Source organism: Pseudarthrobacter sp. 01T43 (genome assembly GCF_056398665.1).
In genome coordinates this window covers 1-16,235 of record NZ_JBFTPV010000024.1, presented here as the reverse complement: position 1 = coordinate 16,235, position 16,235 = coordinate 1, and the positions used below count along the sequence as shown (strand labels likewise).

Genomic DNA, 16,235 nt, shown 5'->3' with positions numbered 1-16,235 from the left:
GACCGAGCCGCCCGGCGGGAGCTAGTTTTCCGGCCAGTCGATGTGCTGCTCGTAGCCCTCGTGCTGGCGGAGGTAACCGGCGATGAAAGGGCAATGCGGGATGATCCGCTTCCCCGACGCCACAACGTCGTCCAGGGCGAAGTGGGCGAGGACCTTGCCCAAGCCTTGGCCCTTGAAGTCCTCGGCCGTCTCGGTGTGGCTGAAATCCACGTGTCCGGGCCGGTCCTGGAAGAAGGACTGGACGGCGATCTTCCCGCCCACCCTCAGCTCGTAACGGTGATGCTCATCATCCCGGACCAGTGAAACGGCGGGGCTGAACTCATCTTCTGTGGAAATCATGTTCTCAGTCATGGTTCGACATTGGCACTAGTTGGCCCTGCTGGCAATGGCCGCGACTACCCGCCGTGAGCGCGGACGGCACGCTCTCCAGCCTCGTCGCCGGTGACCCGTTCCGCCATCCTGCCCAGCAGCAGGACGGCCAGAGCAAAGCAAGCCGCGCCGCCTCCAAGCAGTCCCAGCGTCAGTCCGTTGAACGCGGCGTCCGCCACCGGGATGAAGACGACGACGGCGGCCGTCACCACCGCGGGCGCGGGCCTGCTGCGGGTGTGGGCAAACGCCGTCGGACGTTCCTCAAGGCGTCCGAACACGGCTAGCACGGGAAGCAGCAGGGTGATCACGCCGAGGAGGACCAGCGGCCTCGCCCACCACCATTCGGCGGTGCCTGCCGCTGGTTTGGGGAAGTCGGTGAGGAGCAGCAGCCCTGACATGCCCGCGAGAAGCGGCAGATGCCACAAGTACACCGTCATGGCGCGGCGTCCGGCCAGCATGACTACCGCCCGGACCCAACGCACCCCGGAAACCCACTCGAGCACCGGCCGGAAGAGCTGCAGTGCGGCGGCCTGGGACACGCCCAGCAGGAACAGGCAGAGATTCGGCGGATTGAGGTTGACCAGCATGTTGCCCGTGTAGAGGCCCAGTCCGGTGACCACTCCGAGCAGCAGGTTCGCCGCCACGATGAGTGCCACCAGCTGGGAACGCGTTAGCCGGGCCAGCTGACCGTCGGCCATCAGGAAGCCTAACTGCTGCACGGCGCACCAAAGGAAAACCAGGTTAGCGTAGGCGAACAGGGGCAAAGCGCCGCGGAAGCAGTCCACAGCAACAACCAGGGCAGCCAGGACGGCCACGGTCAGCCACGGAGCACGCGCGTGGAAGCGGGCCAGCAACGGGATGTTCAGCTGGGCCGCGAGGTAGGCCGCGAGGAACCACAGCGGCATCCCGGCGCCGGTAACTAGCAGCTGGACCACCTGCGGATCGACACCCAGCAAGAGCGCGGCCCACAACCCCACAGACATGACCGCCAAGAGCGTAGCAGCCGGCCGCACCAGCCTCAGCAGTCGCGCCTGGGCGAACTCGAAACCGCTGCCGCCGTTGGCCTTGAGCCGCTGCCAGGACTGCAGGCCGGTGATACCCCCGGTGACGAAAAACAACGGCATCACCATAAAAAACCAGATGACCGGCACGAACCAAGGCTGGTCCCCCAGCGTGTTTTCTGAGGTCACAGTGCCGTCCGTATGCAGGACAGGGCTGACCATCATGCAATGGCCCACAACCACCAGGGCGAGGCAGACAAACCGGGCGAGGTCGATGCCCAGGTCGCGCTCGTGCGCCGGCCCGTGCAGCTGCGGGGATGGCCCCGGTTCCCTGACATCGCTCACGTGCAATCCTCTACAAGCGCTGAATGCCGTTGCCCTTTTCTATATTGTGCGCGCCGGGCGCGGTCACAGCCAGACGGAAGGGCAGATAGAACAGGTAACCAACGGCGGACCGCCTCAGCCTAGAATCACTGCCAGCAACCCGAGCACGACGGCGAGCAACGGCGTCGCGCCCTGCGTCGCCGCGGCGCGGAGGTACTTCCGCCCTGTGAGGGCAAGTATGGCGGCGGCGAGGAGCATGGAACCGCAGCAGCTGAAGATGAGGGTCCAGCCCACCACCTGCTGCGGGGATCCGCTGGCCCCGAGTGCAACGCAGCCGACTCCGATGAAGGCGCCGATGGCCAGGAACAGGTTGTAGAAGCCCTGGTTGTAGGCGAGGGGTTTGGTGGTTTCGGCGTCGGCCTGGGAGGTGAGGCCAAAACGTTTCCAGGTTGCGGGGCTGGTCCAGGTGATTGATTCCATCGTGAAGATATAGACGTGGAGTGCCGCAGCAAGGAAAGCAAAAAGGAGGGAGGCCAGGATCATGTGCTGATCCTAGCTTCCCTCCCCCGCGCCGAACCGCTGGGCCCGCACTAAAAAATTCAGCGGGTGAGCATCCCCAATGCCGCCCCCGCAAATACCCGGGCCGAGGTGTTCCAGTGGCCCAGCAGGCCCTGGAGGTTTTCGCCGTCGGCCCGGTGCACGGGCAGCTGTTCCTGGAGCGTGGAGAGCACGCCCGTGCGCAGTTCGGTATTGAAGTTGACCTTGCCCACGTTCATGGCGGCAGCCTTCACCAGCTCGTCCGCGGGAATCCCGGACGCGCCGTGGAGCACCAGCGGGATGTGGGTCCGCACGGCGATGTCCTGCAGGACGTCCCAGCGCAGCTGCGGCTCGCCCTTGTACTTGCCGTGCACGTTCCCCACGGCGACGGCCAGCAGCTGGGCGCCGGTCCGGGCCACAAAGTCCTCCACCTGGGCGGAGTCGGTCAGGCCGGCAACTGCCACACCCGCGGCGTCCGCACCGAAGGCGCGGTCCTCGTCGCCGGCCAGCCCGCCGAGTTCTGCTTCAAGCACGACGTCGGCGCCCAGCAAAGCGCGCGCCTCGCGGACCAGTGCAATGTTGTCCTCAAACGGCAGGGACGAACCGTCCGCGAGGACCGAATCCGCCCCCGCGGCGACGGCGTCGGCCATCACGTTCAGGTCCGAGGCGTGGTCCAGCTGGACGGCCACCGGAACGGACGCCGCGTCCGCCAGGCCTCGGAGCGCGGCGATCAGCCGCAGGCCGTTGGGTGTGGCGGCCGTCTTGGGGGCAACTAAGAGGATGACGCCCCGGCCCGCCTCCTCGGCGGCACCCACCACGGCAAGGGCTGTGGTGAAGTCGTAACAGGTGAACGCGGGAACGGCCGAGCCCTGCTGCAGGGCTGTGGCGACCAGGTGGTCGAGTCGGGTGCGCATCAGACGCCCAGGCCTCCCACCAGGATCCAGGCCACGAACGTCAAGGCGAAGCCGGCCAAACCAAGAATAGTCGTGAGGACGGTCCAGGTCTTGAGGCCGTCCGAGACGGTGAGGCCGTAGTAGCGGACCACCACCCAGAACCCGGCATCCGTCACGTGGGAGAGGCCCAGGGCACCGAAGCCGATGGCAATGACGATGACCGCGATCTGCGCCGGGGTGTAACCTCCGCTGCTGACCGCAGCGCTGAGCAGGCCCGTCGTGGTGACGATCGCAACCGTGGCCGAACCCTGCGCGGCGCGCAGTGCCAGCGAGATGATGAAACCAAGCAGCAGCAGGGGCACGCCGAGCGTGTCCAGGGTCTTGGACAGCGCGCCGCCGATACCGGAGACCTGCAGCACGTTGCCGAAGACTCCGCCCGCGGCTACGACCATGAGGATGGAGGCGATGGGCGGAAGTGCGCCCTCGAAGATTTCACCGGTTTCCTTCAAGGACCAGTTGCGGCGGACCGCCAGCAGGAAGAAGGACAGTGCTACGGCGACCAGGAGTGCGAGGAAGGGGTTGCCGACGAAGGAGGCCACGCCGTACCAGGGGTTGTCCCTGGGGATGATGAGGGTTCCCATGGTTCCGAGCAGGATCTGCGCGATGGGGGCGGCGATGAGGAAGATGATCAGGCCCGGCCGGGGCGGGGCAACGGCGGAGGCGCCGGGGCCGTCGTGGCCCACCTTGACCAGCGACTTGGTGCCGAATTCCTCCACCTGGGCCTTCACGGCAGGCAGCAGTTCGTAGTCCTTGCGGTTCATGATGGAGGCGACCCAGTAGGACAGGAAGCCCAGCGGCACGCAGATCACCAGCGAGATCAGGGCGATCAGTCCGATGTCGGCGCCGAGAACGCCTGCGCCGGCAACGATTCCGGGGTGCGGCGGGACTGCGACGTGGATGGAGAGCATGATGCCGGCCATGGGCAGGCCGAACTTGACCGGATGGACCTTGGCGATCTTGGCAAAGGCGTAGACGATGGGCACCAGCACGATAATGCCCACCTCGAAGAAGACCGGGATGGCCACCAGGAACCCGACGGCGGTGAGTGCCACCGCAACGCGCTTGGCCCCCAGCTTGCTGGTGAAGTGGTCAGCCAGGGACTGGACGCCACCGGAGACTTCAATCATCCGGCCCAGCACAGCGCCGAGGGCAATGAGGATGGCCACTTTGCCCATGGTGCTTCCCACCCCGCTGGAGACCACGGTAAAGACGTCCTGTAGCGGGATAGTCGCTGCCACAGCGACCAGGATGCTGACTGTCAGCAGCGCCACGAAGGCCTGGATCTTGAAGCGGATGATCATCACCAGCAGGAGGGCAACGCCCACGGCGGCGATGGTGAGGAGCAGTGGAGTACCCAGCTCCACTGCGGGTTTGATGGCTGGGGCGTCGGCCGCCCCCACCATCAGCGAGTTAATCAGGGGGTTCATTTCGGGTGTCTCCTTTGACAAGCCAGTCTTCCAGAGCACTGGCAAGATGGCGCTGGGCAGTTGTTAGGCGGGGGTGCGCTTGGTGGGGGCGACCACCTTGATGACGGCTGAGTCGTCTGCCGCGGCGAGGCCCTGGGCCTGGCCCAGGAGGTAGAGCTGCTCGGCCGCGGCGGCAACAGGCGCTGCCAGGCCGGCGGCCCGGGTGGCCTTGCCCACGATGCCCATGTCCTTGACGAAGATGTCCAGGCGGGACAGGACCTCTGCACCTTCCTCGGTGTAGGCCTCGAGGATGCGGGGACCGCGGTTGGAGAGCATAAACGAACCGGCGGCGCCGGCTTCAAGGGCGGCGAGGGTTTTGGCCTGGTCCAGACCGAGGGCGTCGGCGAGGGCCATGGCCTCGGCGGCCGCGGCGATGTGGACGCCGCAGAGGAGCTGGTTGACGGTCTTGAGGGCCTGGCCGTCGCCGGGCTTATCGCCCACCACGGTCAGGGTGGAGGCGAGGAGTTCCAGGGCCGGCCGGGCCTTTTCCCGGGCTTCGGGGGACGCGCCGACCACGATCAGCAGGTCGCCTTCGCCGGCACGCTTGGGGCCGCCGGAGAGCGGTGCGTCCACGAGTTCGACGCCGTATTCGGCCAGCTTGGCCACGGTGGCGGGGATGGCTTCGGTGCCCACGGTGCTGCCGAGGATCACGACGGCGCCAGGCTCCAGTACGGAGGCCACGCCGTTCTCACCGAAGAGGACATCGTTGAGCTGTTCGCCGTTGCGGACCGCGAGGAGCAGGGCGTCGGCGCCCTTGGCGGCTTCGCGGGCGGTGGCGAAGGTGGCGATGCCGGCTTCTTCGGCGAGCTTCAGGCGCGGCTCGGCGATGTCGAAGCCGTGGACGGTGAGTTCGCTGGCGAGCCGGGTGGCCATGGGCAGCCCCATGGCGCCGAGCCCCAGGACGGTGACGGTGTAATTGCTGGTCATGGTGTTCTCCTTTGAATTCTGGCTAGAAAGTGTTGCTGAGCTTGCGCGTGACGTCGGCGAGGGACTGGTCGTCGCCCACGTTGCCTGCGAACACGATGTACGGAATGCCCTTGGCGGGGCCGTCCACCGGCTCCCAGAGCGAGACGATGCCCGGCAGCATAGGGCCGCGGACAATGGCGTGGCGGATTTCCAGTCCGTGGGCGGCGACGTCGGAGGACGTGATGCCGCCCTTGGCGATGACGAACCGCGGCGGGAAGGTCTTCAGGGTCCGGTTGACGACAGCGACGACGGCGGCGGACACAGTGCGTGCGATCCGCAGGCTTTCGGCGGGGTCGTCAGTCTTGATGAGCAGGCGGCTGGTGTGGACGATGACGTCGCCGCCGCGAAGGGCCTCCACAACCGTTTCCACGGTCTGGTCCACATAGGCATCAGCGGCCGTTTCGGTTTCGGCGGCAAGGAGCTTCTCGACGTCGATTTCGACAATCCGTGCGGCGCTGTGTTGCTCGGTGAGGGCCTTGAGCTGGCGGGTGGTGACGCCCACGTGGGAGCCGACGACGATCAGGCCGCCCGCTTCCGAGGGGGTGTTGCCGGCGTAGGCCTCGGCCCCACTGAGTTCGGTGCGGATGTCCTGGCCGATCCGGGCGCGTCCAAACGGCGGGCCCACACGGTAAAGCAGCCTTTTGCCGCGCCGTTCGGCCTCTTCCAGGCCCAGGGACAGGACGCGGAGGTCATTTTCGGTGACGATGTCCGCCACGATCGGCGTGGAGTTGGTGGCGGGGGCGATGGCATCGGCGATGGCGTCGGCGCTGATGGCCGCGCTGATGGAGGCGTCGCCGTCGGGGTTTTCTGCGGTGCCTTTGCTGGCGGCACCGGCGCGGATGATGTTCAGGTCCAGGACGATCACCGACTCCGCGGCGAAACGGCCCTTCGACTTTTCTTCAACGTACTTGGCCAGCTCGGAGTTGGCGTAGCCAAAGCTGGCGTCCTTGGCGAATTCGGTTTCAGCCGCAGGGGTGAGCTTGCCGGCGTCGCTGCCCGTGCCGCGGGTGTAGTGCACGCCGCCGATGGTCACGCGGCCGGCGTCGGGGAACGCCGGAACCAGGACCACGCCGTCGGTCGCTTCGCCGCTGACTTCGGCCACAGTGGCTGCGATGACGTCGGGCTCAAGCGGGTAGTGGCCGCGGAGGGTGGAGTCGCTTCGGCTCACGAAGCCGAGCCGCAGGCCGGAACCAGACCCTGCGTTTGCGGACCCGGCGTCTGCTGACCCGGCGGCGGCCAGGGCGTTGCGGACCACTTCCTCGTTCCGGACGGCAGCTTCTGCGGGGTCCAGGCTGCGGGTGTTCGTCAGCACGTAGACGGCGGGCTTGGCCTGGCCAAAAGCCCAAATGAAATCCTCGACGTCCCAGCGGGTGAGCACCGGCAGATCCGCAACGGACTGCGTACCGGTGGGGTCGTCGTCGAGCACTACCAGCATGCGGGCGGTCTCCGCATTGGAGGCGGCCACGGCGTCGGCAACAAGGCTGGCGGGAATCCGGACTTCGGCCGGGAAGGCGGCCAGGAGGTCTGCTTCAAGCGTCACTGTGCACTCCGTTGTGTGGGTATCTGTCGTCTCAATAAGTAACTGTAAGATGTCTGACATCTAACATTTGAAATAGTGTGGCATAGGACATACAAACGCGCAAGTAGACTTGTCAGACATCTGGCGACGGCGGCAAGGGGGACAAATGGCACGGAAATCACTGGTGGGCGTTGTGGCTGACGAACTACTGGACCGGATCATTGCCGGAGATTTCCCGCCCGGGTCCAGCGTGCCCGGCGAACTTGAGCTCAGCGCCAAGCACGAGGTCAGCCGCATGACCGTTCGCGAAGCCATGAAGACCCTTGAGGCGCAGCGGATCCTCAGCGTCGAACGCGGACGCGGCACCTTTGTGAACCCGCTGAACCGCTGGGCCTCGCTGGAAGCTGTGCTGCGCGCCGCCTCGGAGGGGCAGAACGAGGCTGTGGCCTCTGTGCAACTCATTGAGCTCCGAAGGATGCTGGAAACCGGGGCCTGTGAACTGGCCGCCTCCCGGATCAGCAGCAGGGACATTGAGGTGTTGTTCGGCAATGTCGCGGCCATGCGGGTGGCTCATGAAGTCAACGACGTAGCTGCGTTTGTCGCGGCCGACCTCGCCTTCCACGACCTGATCCTGCGCGCTTCGGAGAACGTTTTTGTCGCCGTCCTCTTCGAGCCCCTGCAGCGCGTGCTGGAAAAACGCCGTGCGGAAACGTCAGCGGTGCGCACTATCCAGGAACACGCCATCGGCCACCACCAGCACATTGCCGAGGCCTTGGAATCACGCGATCCCGCCAGGGCCCGTGAAGCCATGGATTCACACATGCAGCAAACTTTGGACGATCTCAAGAACCTGGTTCTCGAGGCACCCTAGCTCCCCCCGCCCCGGAGTTCCTGGCTCTGGCCACGCCCGGAAATCGCCACTAGGGTTCAAGGACGGCCCGCAACCGGGAATCGAAGGCGATCACGAGGAGCGAAGTTGTCCAATCACACGTACAGCATTACTGAAATTGTCGGCACCTCCGAAGAAGGCGTTGACGCAGCAGTCCGCAACGGCATCGCCGAAGCCAGCAAAACGCTCCGCAATCTTGACTGGTTTGAGGTGAAGGAAATTCGCGGCCATCTCAAGGATGGCAACGTCGCCGACTGGCAGGTGCGGGTCAAACTGGGTTTCCGCCACGAAGGCTGATCCAGCCTGTTCACTACCGATGGCATAACCGTTGGCCGCGCCCCAGGCGCGGCCAACGGTGTTTGACCGGCCGGGCGGCGCAGTTGGCGGGTGGCGCTGGCTGCCGGCAGCCAGGTGGCTGACGCGAACCGGAAAAATGCATAGGCTCATACCTGGAGCATTTCCGAAAACGGTTTCCGGTGCGGCTTGGCCCCCGGAACCATCCCTTGCACCAACAAAGGAGCACCTATGACTGACATCTCGCTGAACAACGGCGTCACCATCCCCCAGCTCGGCTTCGGCGTTTTCCAGGTGCCGCCGGAAGACACGCAGCGGATCGTCGAGGACGCCCTCGCAGCCGGCTACCGCCACATCGATACGGCGGCCGCGTACCGCAACGAGGCCGGCGTGGGTGCGGCCATCGCAGCGTCCGGAATTGCGCGCGAAGAACTCTTCATCACTACCAAGCTCCGCAATGGTGACCAGGGCCGGGCCCGGGAGGCGTTCCAGGACAGCCTCAAGGCGCTGGGCCTTGAATTCCTGGACCTCTACCTCATCCACTGGCCTGTTCCGTCGCAGGGGCTATTTGTCCAGGCATGGAAGGAAATGGAACACCTGTACGCAGGCGAGCAGCTCCGCGCGATCGGGGTGTCCAACTTCCTCTCCGATCATCTGGACACGCTGCTCGAATCCAGCGAGGTTGTTCCGGCTGTGAACCAGATCGAGCTTCACCCCAGCTACCAGCAGGCGGAGCTTGCCGCAAAGAGCCGGGCGCTCGGCATCGCAGTGGAGGCCTACAGCCCCCTGGGTCAGGGTGGCGACCTGAACGGAAACGCTGTCACCGCCGTCGCGCAGGCCCACCACGCCACCACCGCCCAGGTGGTTCTGGCCTGGCACCTCGCCGCCGGCACCATCGTTATCCCCAAGTCAGCTGACTCGGCACGCATGCGCGAGAACTTCGCTGCCACGTCCCTTGGGCTGACCGACGACGAACTCGCCTCGATCACCGCCCTTGAGCGGGGCGCGCGCATCGGTGCGGATCCCGCCGTCGCCGCTTTCACGCAGTTCTAGAATCGCTGATCGGGCCTGCCGGCAACCCCCGGCAGGCCCCGGTGGCCGAACCTGTCCAAACCAGTTCCGAGCAGTGAGGATTCCCCGTGAAGTACACGCATCTTGGACGATCAGGCCTCAAAGTGTCCCGGCTCTGCCTGGGCACCATGAATTTCGGCCCGCATACCGACGAACCCGACGCACACAAGATCATGGATTCCGCACTCGACGCCGGCATTAACTTCTTTGATACGGCCAACGTTTACGGCGGGGCCGGGCAACGCGGCTGGACGGAGGAGATCATCGGGCGCTGGTTCGCCGGAGGTGGCGAGCGTCGGGAAAAAACCGTCCTGGCTACCAAGCTGTACGGCACCATGACGAATCGCCCCAACGAGTCCAGGCTTTCGGCGCTCAACATCCGCCGCGCCCTGGATGCCAGCCTCAAGCGCCTGCAGACGGACTACATCGACGTCTACCAGTTCCACCACATCGACCGGGATACCCCGTGGGACGAAATTTGGCAGGCCATCGAGGTTGCCGTCCAGCAGGGCAAAATTCTCTACTCAGGCAGCAGCAACTTCGCCGGCTGGCACATCGCCCAAGCGCAGGAAGCCGCCCGCCGCCGGAACTACAACGGGCTGGTCAGCGAGCAGTCCATCTACAACCTGCTCCGCCGCGACGTTGAACTTGAGGTCATTCCCGCCGCCCAGCAGTACGGGCTGGGGCTGATCCCCTGGTCCCCGCTCCAAGGCGGGCTCCTCGGCGGGGTGCTGAAGAAGGAGCGCGCGGGCGTCCGGCGAGCAGAGGGACGGGCGGTGGAGACGCTCAAGAGCCACCGCGAACAGATTCAGCAGTTCGAGGACCTCGCGGACGAACTGGGCCACGAACCTGGCGACATCGGACTTGCCTGGCTGCTGCACCAGCCGGCAGTCACCGCACCGATTGTGGGACCGCGCACGCAGGAACAGCTCGACGCCGCCATCCGGGCTTTGGATGTCACGCTCGATGAGGCAGCGCTCAGGAAACTCGATGAGATCTTCCCTGGGCACCGGCCGGCACCGGAAGACTACGCCTGGTGAACCTCTTGGGTCCCGAAGCCGACACTGTGGCACCACGGAACCTCCTCTTCCTGGGCGGCACCGGCGTGATCAGCGCGGCAGCGGCACAACGCGCCGTCGTCCTCGGCCACCGGGTAACCATCCTCAACAGGGGGCAATCCGCCAGGGCCGTGCCGGACGGCGCCGAGGTACTGTACGCGGACATCCGTGACGCGGCGGCCGTGCGGGACGTATTGGCGGGCAGGGAGTTCGACGCCGTCGCGGACTTCATTACCTTCACCCCGGATCAGGCGCGGGCCAACATGGAACAGTTCCGGGGCCGTACCGGCCAGTACGTCTTCATCAGTACGGCGTCGGCATACCAAAAGCCTCCGACCCGGTTGCCGATCCTGGAATCCACGCCGTTGAAAAACCCGTTCTGGCAGTATTCGCGGGACAAGATCGCCTGCGAGGACGTGCTGTTCGCGGCCTATCGGTCGGATGACTTTCCGGTCACTGTGGTGCGCCCGTCCCACACCTACGACCACACGAGAGTCGGCCTGGTGGGCGGCTGGACAGACATCCACCGCATGCGCACCGGCCAGCCGGTCATGGTGCACGGCGACGGCACCTCGCTCTGGACGATGACGCACGCGCGCGACTTCGCCAAGGCGTTCGTTGGGCTGCTGGGCAGGCCGCAGGCAGTGGGCGAAAGCTACACCATCACCTCCGACGAATACCTGCCCTGGAACCAGATCTACGGCCTGTTTGCGCGGGCGGCCGGGGTTCCCGAGCCCGAACTGGTCCATATCGCCTCGGAAACCATAGCCACCCAGAGCACCGGCTACAGTCCACACCTCGGGCCCAGCCTGCTCGGCGACAGGGCCCATTCAGTAGTGTTCGACAACAGTAAGATCAAAGCCCTGGTGCCTGGTTTCACGGCCACCATTCCCTTCGCGGACGGAACCCGGGAGATCGTCAACTGGTTCGACAGCCACCCTGAACTGCAGGTGGTCGACCACAAGTTCATGGCGCTGAGCGATCGGCTGATTCGGTGGGCCCGGAGCGCGGGCTAGGGCCTCTTAATCCGCCTTCAACCCGCCGGTTCTTTTTCAACCCACGGATCCTCTTTCAACCCACTGCGCCCGCCATTCAGGCGCGTCGAAGGCCTCGCTCCAATAGGCCGTTTCCTTGGCGATCCTGCCGTCCCGGAACTCGAAGATGAACACCGTTTCGTATTTCGGGCCGTTGTAGTCCAGCAGGGCTTCGGCCACCACAAGGTTTCCGCCGCTCACCATCCTGCGCGGTGTGATGGTGGGCAACTGAGGGAAGGCGTTGTAGATTCCCCGCCGATTTTCTGCGCCGCGCACAACTTCCCCGGACTGCGGCCAGTGCATCACCGCGTCGTCGTGGAACAGCTCGTCCATGACCTCTATATGGCGCTCGTTGATGCACGCGATCAACCGGCTGACCACGTTTTCATTAGCGTTTGATTCACCCATTTTTGACCTGATTTCCTGATGATTTCAGCGGACCGCCAACACTTGAATTGTCCTCCCGGAGCCCGTGCTGTGCCACGGTGACGCCGGGAGTCTCTCGTGAAACTTCCCATGCGGCCCGATACTTTGTCCGGAGGAGCCGGAATACGCCGCTGCCTGATTCGGGGCAGACTGGTGAAATGACACTCTCACCGCTCATCACGCTCAACGACGGCCACACCATCCCACAACTGGGGCTCGGCACCTGGCCGCTGGACGACGACCAGGTGGCGACCGCCGTCGTACGCGCCCTGGAAGCCGGGTACCGGCACATCGACACCGCCGTGAAATATGGCAACGAGGAGGGTGTGGGGAACGGCATCCGCAGCAGTGGCGTGGACCGCGGTGAACTGTTTGTTACCACCAAACTGGATGGCCAGTTCCAGGGCGAGGACCGGGCCGTGGCGGGGCTGGAAGGGTCACTGACCCGCATGGGGTTGGACTATGTGGACCTCCTGCTGATCCACTGGCCGCTCCCTGCGCGCGACGAGTTTGTCTCCACGTGGAAGTCGTTCGAACGGCTGCAGGCCGAGGGGAAAGTTCGGTCGATCGGCGTCTCCAACTTCAAGCCGGCACATCTGGAGCGGCTGCTGGCCGCGACTGACGTGGTACCGGCCGTTAACCAGATCCAGCTGAGCCCGGCCATCACCCGCGCGACTGATCGTGATTTTAACGCTAAGCACGGAATCGTGACGGAGTCCTACAGCCCACTGGGAGGGTCCGGAGCGAGCCTGTTACAGGCCCCCATCCTGGCGCAACTGGGTGAAAAGTACGGCAAAACACCTGCCCAGGTGGTGTTGCGCTGGCATATTGAGCAGGGACTTGTGGTCATTCCAAAATCGGGAAATCCGGAGCGGATGCGGCAGAACCTGGAAGTCTTCGATTTCGCCCTGGAACCGCAGGATCTAGCGGAACTTGCGGTTCTGGACGAGGGCCCCGGAGCCGGAAACGATTCCGACAGGACAGGGCACTAAGTCGCCCCTTGATCGGCCTTTTCTGGTGATCAGGAGTGGCGAAAAGAAACTAAGCATGATTAGTATTGAGGCAGAGGGATGAAGCGTACCCGGGATCCGGGCACCTCCCTGACTTAGGAAGAAGGAACGACAAAAATGGGCTTCTTTGGATTTCTGATTCTTGGCCTTATTGCCGGTGCTATCGCCAAGGCGATCCTTCCCGGCCGGCAGGGTGGCGGAATTTTCATCACGTTGCTCCTCGGTGTCGTCGGAGCGTTCCTCGGCGGCTGGCTTGGTGGCCTGCTGTTCAACGCGCCGTTGCAGGATTTCTTCTCGATCCAGACCTGGCTGCTGGCGATCGTGGGCTCCATCATCGTGCTGCTAATCTACGGCATGGTCACGAAGCGCAGCGTCCGCAGCTAACTTCATCAGCGGCCTGAAAACCGGCCCCGGGACACTTCCCTGGGCCGGTTTTCTATCCTTCCGGCCAATCGCGCCGGAGACTTACACCTTCTCAACGGGCAGGAGTTCATGATGAAATCGAAACTTCTTTTGGGTATTGGCATCGCTGCAGGCTACGTTTTAGGGTCTCGGTCCGGCCGGGCAGCGTACGACAAGCTGAAGTCCAGGGCAACGGGCATCTGGGACAGTAAGCCCGTCCAGGACAAGGTCAGTGCTGCCACACAAGCCATCAAGGAAAAGGCTCCCGGGGTCGCGGATCAGCTTGGCGAGGCCGCGCGCAGGGCAGGGACCGTGATCGGGTCGGCCGCCCACCACGACGCGTCCAGCAATGGTAAAGCAAAAACTTCCGACGCCGGCGCCTTGCCAAGTGCGTCGGGCACCGCCGGGAACCACGTCCCCGCCGACAGCACCCACCCGGAAACGGTGAACCTCGGGACCCCGGATGTTGAATCCGATCCTGCGCTCAACGATAACCACGGCCAAGACTGGTCCGACGAGGGTGGGGCTACGCCCGCCGGGGCAGCCACAAACGTGGATCCCAGGCGAGAGTGATCGCCCCGGTTCCTCACGGGGGCGTGACGGCCAGCGTTGCTGCGTGACACCAAGCCCTGCTGGAACTGTGCTAGAACTGATTGACCTTGCTGGCCGTCGCGATCCTTGGGGGACGCGGCGGCCGGTGGCGTCTCAGGTGATGGCAACCAACGGGTCCTAAGTGGCCGGCCGGATATTCGGGGGTACACATGAGCACTTCAGGCAACATCCCAGCCGCACCCTCGGGGTGGTACCCCGATCCTGCCGGCACAGGACGGCTCCGCTGGTGGGACGGCTCCGTCTGGACCGACCAGTTCAGCACCCCCTCCCAGCAAGGCCCCTATGGCTGGCCTGCCGCCACCAGCCCTTACCCGGGAGCCAGTCCCTACGCCGCGGGCGGCTACCCGGCGGGTCATTATGCGAACGTACCCGTCGCGTATGAGCGTCCCCTCCTGAGGCGCGACGCCACTGTCTACAACCCGCTGATTTGGGTCATCACCCTGCTTCCGCTGCTATCCACGGTTCTTGTCCTGCTCTGGAACCCGGAATTCAGATTCATTTCCGTGGGCCGGCGGCAGACTTTGGACCCGTGGTCGCTCTTCACTCCCGCCTACTTCCTGCTGCTATTCTCGGGCTTCCTCACCTACGCGGTTTCCGTACTACTTGCCTACTTCGACTCCCAACGGCTTAAGCGTGACGGCGTCGTCCGGCCGTTCCATTGGGCTTGGAGCTTTCTTGGCGGCGCCGTTTACGTCATCGGGCGATCAGTGATCATGGCCAAGGTAGCCCGAGGCCGGGGGCTTGTGCCCATTTGGGTACTAATCGGCATTGTCGTCCTCAACATCGTGGTGACAAACATCAAAATGTCCGCGCTGATGTCGTCCATGATCGCGACCATTCCCGCCTGAGCAGGTGTTTGGGCGGGCGGGTATCCGACGTTTGCCGCGTATCGCACCCCGATAGTTCCAGACGGTCTGGATTGCAAAATCCTGCTTCGGTAGAATTTAAGTGCCTCGGAGCGAACCCGGTTCGAGTCCCGCACGGGCTTTCGGAAAATGGAGCGCACCATGCTCGATAACCTGCTCTGTAAGTTACATGTCGGACATCACTGGCTCGCGGAGTCCAACCCTGACGGCACGTTCTACCGCCACTGCGCGAAATGTGGGAAAGCTGATTCACACAGTGACCGATGGTCCGGGCACGTTGCTCGTGGAGACCACCACAGTGACCCTAATAGCGGTCAGTTTATTCTGAGCAACCCGCCCGACTCCTAAATTGGCCTACCCTCGCGGCAGAGTATTCCTATGGAGGCTTTGACGGGGCGGCTTACGGGGAACGGCCGTAGTTCCGCCGTGCCTGGGCCTGCGAGCCTGGCATCGGCGGGGGTTCCAGGCGCGGACAGTCCAACGCCGGCAATAATGTCAGACCCCCACGGCAGAGTGGTCACATGGAGGCTTTGACGGAGCGGTTCGCGGGGAACGGCGGCGATTCCGTCGTGCCCGCGCCGGTGAGCCTGGCTACGGCGATCGCGGCGGTCCGCGCCTCAGTCGCTGCCGCTCCAGACCACCTGGCCCTGGCCGGCTACGTCGAGGCCGCCGAGTTCGCGGCCCACGTCGAGGAGCTCTCCCGCTCCGTGGACTACGCCCAGATCCTCTCCGCAGGGGCCGTGGACCGCACCCGAACCCAGGCCATCACCAACGCCGCGGCCAGCCGGAGCACCAGGACGTGGACCACCGGCTGGGACAACGGCATCGAAACCCTGAACGAAACCGACGCGGCCTGGCCTGCCGGCACCACCACCGACATTGCCGGAATCGCCGTTACTCCCCGGGCCGCTGGGGACGCGAGGGCTGTTCCATGCTCCCCGGCGGACGACGGCTGCAAAACCACCGCGGAGTTCCTCCGCCTGCGGCTGCGGATCGGGCTCGGCGAAGCCAAACGCCGCCTCCACCTCGCCCACGCCATCCTGCCCGAAACCACCCTCACCGGAGACCAGATCCCCCCGGCCCGCGAACACCTCGCCGCAGCCTTCACCCCCGCCACCGCAGACCCCGGCACCGAGGACCCCCGCACCGAGGAGACAACGGAACCTGCGTTCCCGGCCGGTTCCGGGCCGGTGCTCTCCTCCCGGGCCGGGACCATCATCACCGCCACCCTGGACCGCCTCAAACACCACACCACACCCGAGACCCTGAACCGGATCGAACACGACCTCACCCGCACCGCCGCGACCGCCGACCCCGACTTCCTCGCCCGCGTTGCCCGCCGCTGGGCCGACACCCTCGACACCGACGGCACCGAACCCACCGAAGAAGCCCTCCGCCACACCCAAAACCCACCGAAGAAGCCCTCCGCCACACCCAA

General features: G+C 64.9%; 18 protein-coding genes. 10 read left to right on the top strand and 8 right to left on the bottom strand.

All coding sequences use genetic code 11. The features are described 5' to 3' along the window. Window positions 1–21 precede the first annotated feature (21 nt). The 7 genes from AC1DIM_RS16915 to AC1DIM_RS16885 form a co-directional block, all read right to left on the bottom strand. A complete protein-coding gene (locus AC1DIM_RS16915; RefSeq protein WP_477711661.1) occupies window positions 22–351 on the bottom strand; it encodes a GNAT family N-acetyltransferase in 330 nt (109 codons plus the stop codon). 44 nt (window positions 352–395) lie between these two features. After that, entirely contained in the window at window positions 396–1,715 is a 1,320-nt protein-coding gene (locus tag AC1DIM_RS16910; RefSeq protein ID WP_477711660.1) for an acyltransferase family protein, read from the bottom strand. 114 nt (window positions 1,716–1,829) lie between these two features. Beyond that, the gene (locus AC1DIM_RS16905) at window positions 1,830–2,237 is read right to left on the bottom strand and encodes a DUF1304 domain-containing protein (protein WP_477711659.1); all 408 of its coding nucleotides are present in this window, start codon (window positions 2,235–2,237) and stop codon (window positions 1,830–1,832) included. 56 nt (window positions 2,238–2,293) lie between these two features. Next, on the bottom strand, window positions 2,294–3,145 hold the full coding sequence (locus tag AC1DIM_RS16900; protein WP_477711658.1) for a class II fructose-bisphosphate aldolase: 852 nt from the start codon (window positions 3,143–3,145) through the stop codon (window positions 2,294–2,296). After that, window positions 3,145–4,611, bottom strand: a complete 1,467-nt coding sequence (locus AC1DIM_RS16895; RefSeq protein ID WP_477711657.1) for a GntP family transporter — start codon at window positions 4,609–4,611, stop codon at window positions 3,145–3,147. Before AC1DIM_RS16895 ends, AC1DIM_RS16900 begins: the two co-directional genes overlap by 1 nt. Window positions 4,612–4,674: 63 nt before the next feature. Continuing rightward, window positions 4,675–5,577, bottom strand: coding sequence for an NAD(P)-dependent oxidoreductase (locus AC1DIM_RS16890; RefSeq protein ID WP_477711656.1), 903 nt, complete (start codon window positions 5,575–5,577; stop codon window positions 4,675–4,677). Between the two features lie 22 nt (window positions 5,578–5,599). Then, window positions 5,600–7,156 carry a four-carbon acid sugar kinase family protein gene (locus AC1DIM_RS16885; RefSeq protein WP_477711655.1) on the bottom strand — a complete coding sequence of 519 codons (1,557 nt, stop codon included), beginning with the start codon at window positions 7,154–7,156 and terminating at the stop codon, window positions 5,600–5,602. A gap of 145 nt (window positions 7,157–7,301) precedes the next feature. On the opposite strand from AC1DIM_RS16885, the gene AC1DIM_RS16880 reads away from it, so the two are divergent. From AC1DIM_RS16880 to AC1DIM_RS16860, 5 genes are all read left to right on the top strand, one after another. After that, complete coding sequence (locus AC1DIM_RS16880; protein WP_477711654.1) at window positions 7,302–8,006, top strand: FadR/GntR family transcriptional regulator; 705 nt, start codon at window positions 7,302–7,304, stop codon at window positions 8,004–8,006. Window positions 8,007–8,111: 105 nt separating this feature from the next. Further along, window positions 8,112–8,321, top strand: a complete 210-nt coding sequence (locus tag AC1DIM_RS16875) for a dodecin (RefSeq protein WP_477711653.1) — start codon at window positions 8,112–8,114, stop codon at window positions 8,319–8,321. A 228-nt stretch (window positions 8,322–8,549) separates the two neighbouring features. Then, complete coding sequence (locus AC1DIM_RS16870; RefSeq protein ID WP_477711652.1) at window positions 8,550–9,371, top strand: aldo/keto reductase; 822 nt, start codon at window positions 8,550–8,552, stop codon at window positions 9,369–9,371. 86 nt (window positions 9,372–9,457) lie between these two features. Then, the gene (locus AC1DIM_RS16865) at window positions 9,458–10,429 is read left to right on the top strand and encodes an aldo/keto reductase (protein WP_477711651.1); all 972 of its coding nucleotides are present in this window, start codon (window positions 9,458–9,460) and stop codon (window positions 10,427–10,429) included. Further along, on the top strand, window positions 10,426–11,463 hold the full coding sequence (locus tag AC1DIM_RS16860) for an NAD-dependent epimerase/dehydratase family protein (RefSeq protein WP_477711650.1): 1,038 nt from the start codon (window positions 10,426–10,428) through the stop codon (window positions 11,461–11,463). Before AC1DIM_RS16865 ends, AC1DIM_RS16860 begins: the two co-directional genes overlap by 4 nt. Before the next feature lie 36 nt (window positions 11,464–11,499). Here the strand turns inward: AC1DIM_RS16860 and AC1DIM_RS16855 are convergent, their stop codons facing one another. Beyond that, on the bottom strand, window positions 11,500–11,889 hold the full coding sequence (locus tag AC1DIM_RS16855) for a nuclear transport factor 2 family protein (protein ID WP_477711649.1): 390 nt from the start codon (window positions 11,887–11,889) through the stop codon (window positions 11,500–11,502). Between the two features lie 176 nt (window positions 11,890–12,065). Between AC1DIM_RS16855 and AC1DIM_RS16850 the strand changes: the two genes are divergently transcribed. The 5 genes from AC1DIM_RS16850 to AC1DIM_RS16830 form a co-directional block, all read left to right on the top strand. Continuing rightward, window positions 12,066–12,899, top strand: a complete 834-nt coding sequence (locus AC1DIM_RS16850) for an aldo/keto reductase (protein ID WP_477711648.1) — start codon at window positions 12,066–12,068, stop codon at window positions 12,897–12,899. 135 nt (window positions 12,900–13,034) lie between these two features. Continuing rightward, window positions 13,035–13,301 (top strand): GlsB/YeaQ/YmgE family stress response membrane protein, encoded by a 267-nt coding sequence (locus AC1DIM_RS16845; protein WP_477711647.1) that lies wholly within the window; start codon window positions 13,035–13,037, stop codon window positions 13,299–13,301. A 111-nt stretch (window positions 13,302–13,412) separates the two neighbouring features. Then, the gene (locus AC1DIM_RS16840) at window positions 13,413–13,892 is read left to right on the top strand and encodes a hypothetical protein (RefSeq protein ID WP_477711646.1); all 480 of its coding nucleotides are present in this window, start codon (window positions 13,413–13,415) and stop codon (window positions 13,890–13,892) included. A 188-nt stretch (window positions 13,893–14,080) separates the two neighbouring features. After that, on the top strand, window positions 14,081–14,779 hold the full coding sequence (locus AC1DIM_RS16835; RefSeq protein ID WP_477711645.1) for a DUF2510 domain-containing protein: 699 nt from the start codon (window positions 14,081–14,083) through the stop codon (window positions 14,777–14,779). 539 nt (window positions 14,780–15,318) lie between these two features. Then, window positions 15,319–16,235 (top strand): DUF222 domain-containing protein (locus AC1DIM_RS16830; RefSeq protein ID WP_477711644.1); only part of this gene is annotated, 917 nt, incomplete at its 3' end.

Bases quoted from the DNA above. Each gene is read 5' to 3' on its own strand.
- AC1DIM_RS16915 (WP_477711661.1), bottom strand. From the start codon at position 351: ATGACTGAGAACATGATTTCCACAGAAGATGAGTTCAGCCCCGCCGTT.
- AC1DIM_RS16905 (WP_477711659.1), bottom strand. From the start codon at position 2,237: ATGATCCTGGCCTCCCTCCTTTTTGCTTTCCTTGCTGCGGCACTCCAC.
- AC1DIM_RS16900 (WP_477711658.1), bottom strand. From the start codon at position 3,145: ATGCGCACCCGACTCGACCACCTGGTCGCCACAGCCCTGCAGCAGGGC.
- AC1DIM_RS16895 (WP_477711657.1), bottom strand. From the start codon at position 4,611: ATGAACCCCCTGATTAACTCGCTGATGGTGGGGGCGGCCGACGCCCCA.
- AC1DIM_RS16890 (WP_477711656.1), bottom strand. From the start codon at position 5,577: ATGACCAGCAATTACACCGTCACCGTCCTGGGGCTCGGCGCCATGGGG.
- AC1DIM_RS16880 (WP_477711654.1), top strand. From the start codon at position 7,302: ATGGCACGGAAATCACTGGTGGGCGTTGTGGCTGACGAACTACTGGAC.
- AC1DIM_RS16870 (WP_477711652.1), top strand. From the start codon at position 8,550: ATGACTGACATCTCGCTGAACAACGGCGTCACCATCCCCCAGCTCGGC.
- AC1DIM_RS16855 (WP_477711649.1), bottom strand. From the start codon at position 11,889: ATGGGTGAATCAAACGCTAATGAAAACGTGGTCAGCCGGTTGATCGCG.
- AC1DIM_RS16850 (WP_477711648.1), top strand. From the start codon at position 12,066: ATGACACTCTCACCGCTCATCACGCTCAACGACGGCCACACCATCCCA.
- AC1DIM_RS16845 (WP_477711647.1), top strand. From the start codon at position 13,035: ATGGGCTTCTTTGGATTTCTGATTCTTGGCCTTATTGCCGGTGCTATC.
- AC1DIM_RS16840 (WP_477711646.1), top strand. From the start codon at position 13,413: ATGAAATCGAAACTTCTTTTGGGTATTGGCATCGCTGCAGGCTACGTT.
- AC1DIM_RS16835 (WP_477711645.1), top strand. From the start codon at position 14,081: ATGAGCACTTCAGGCAACATCCCAGCCGCACCCTCGGGGTGGTACCCC.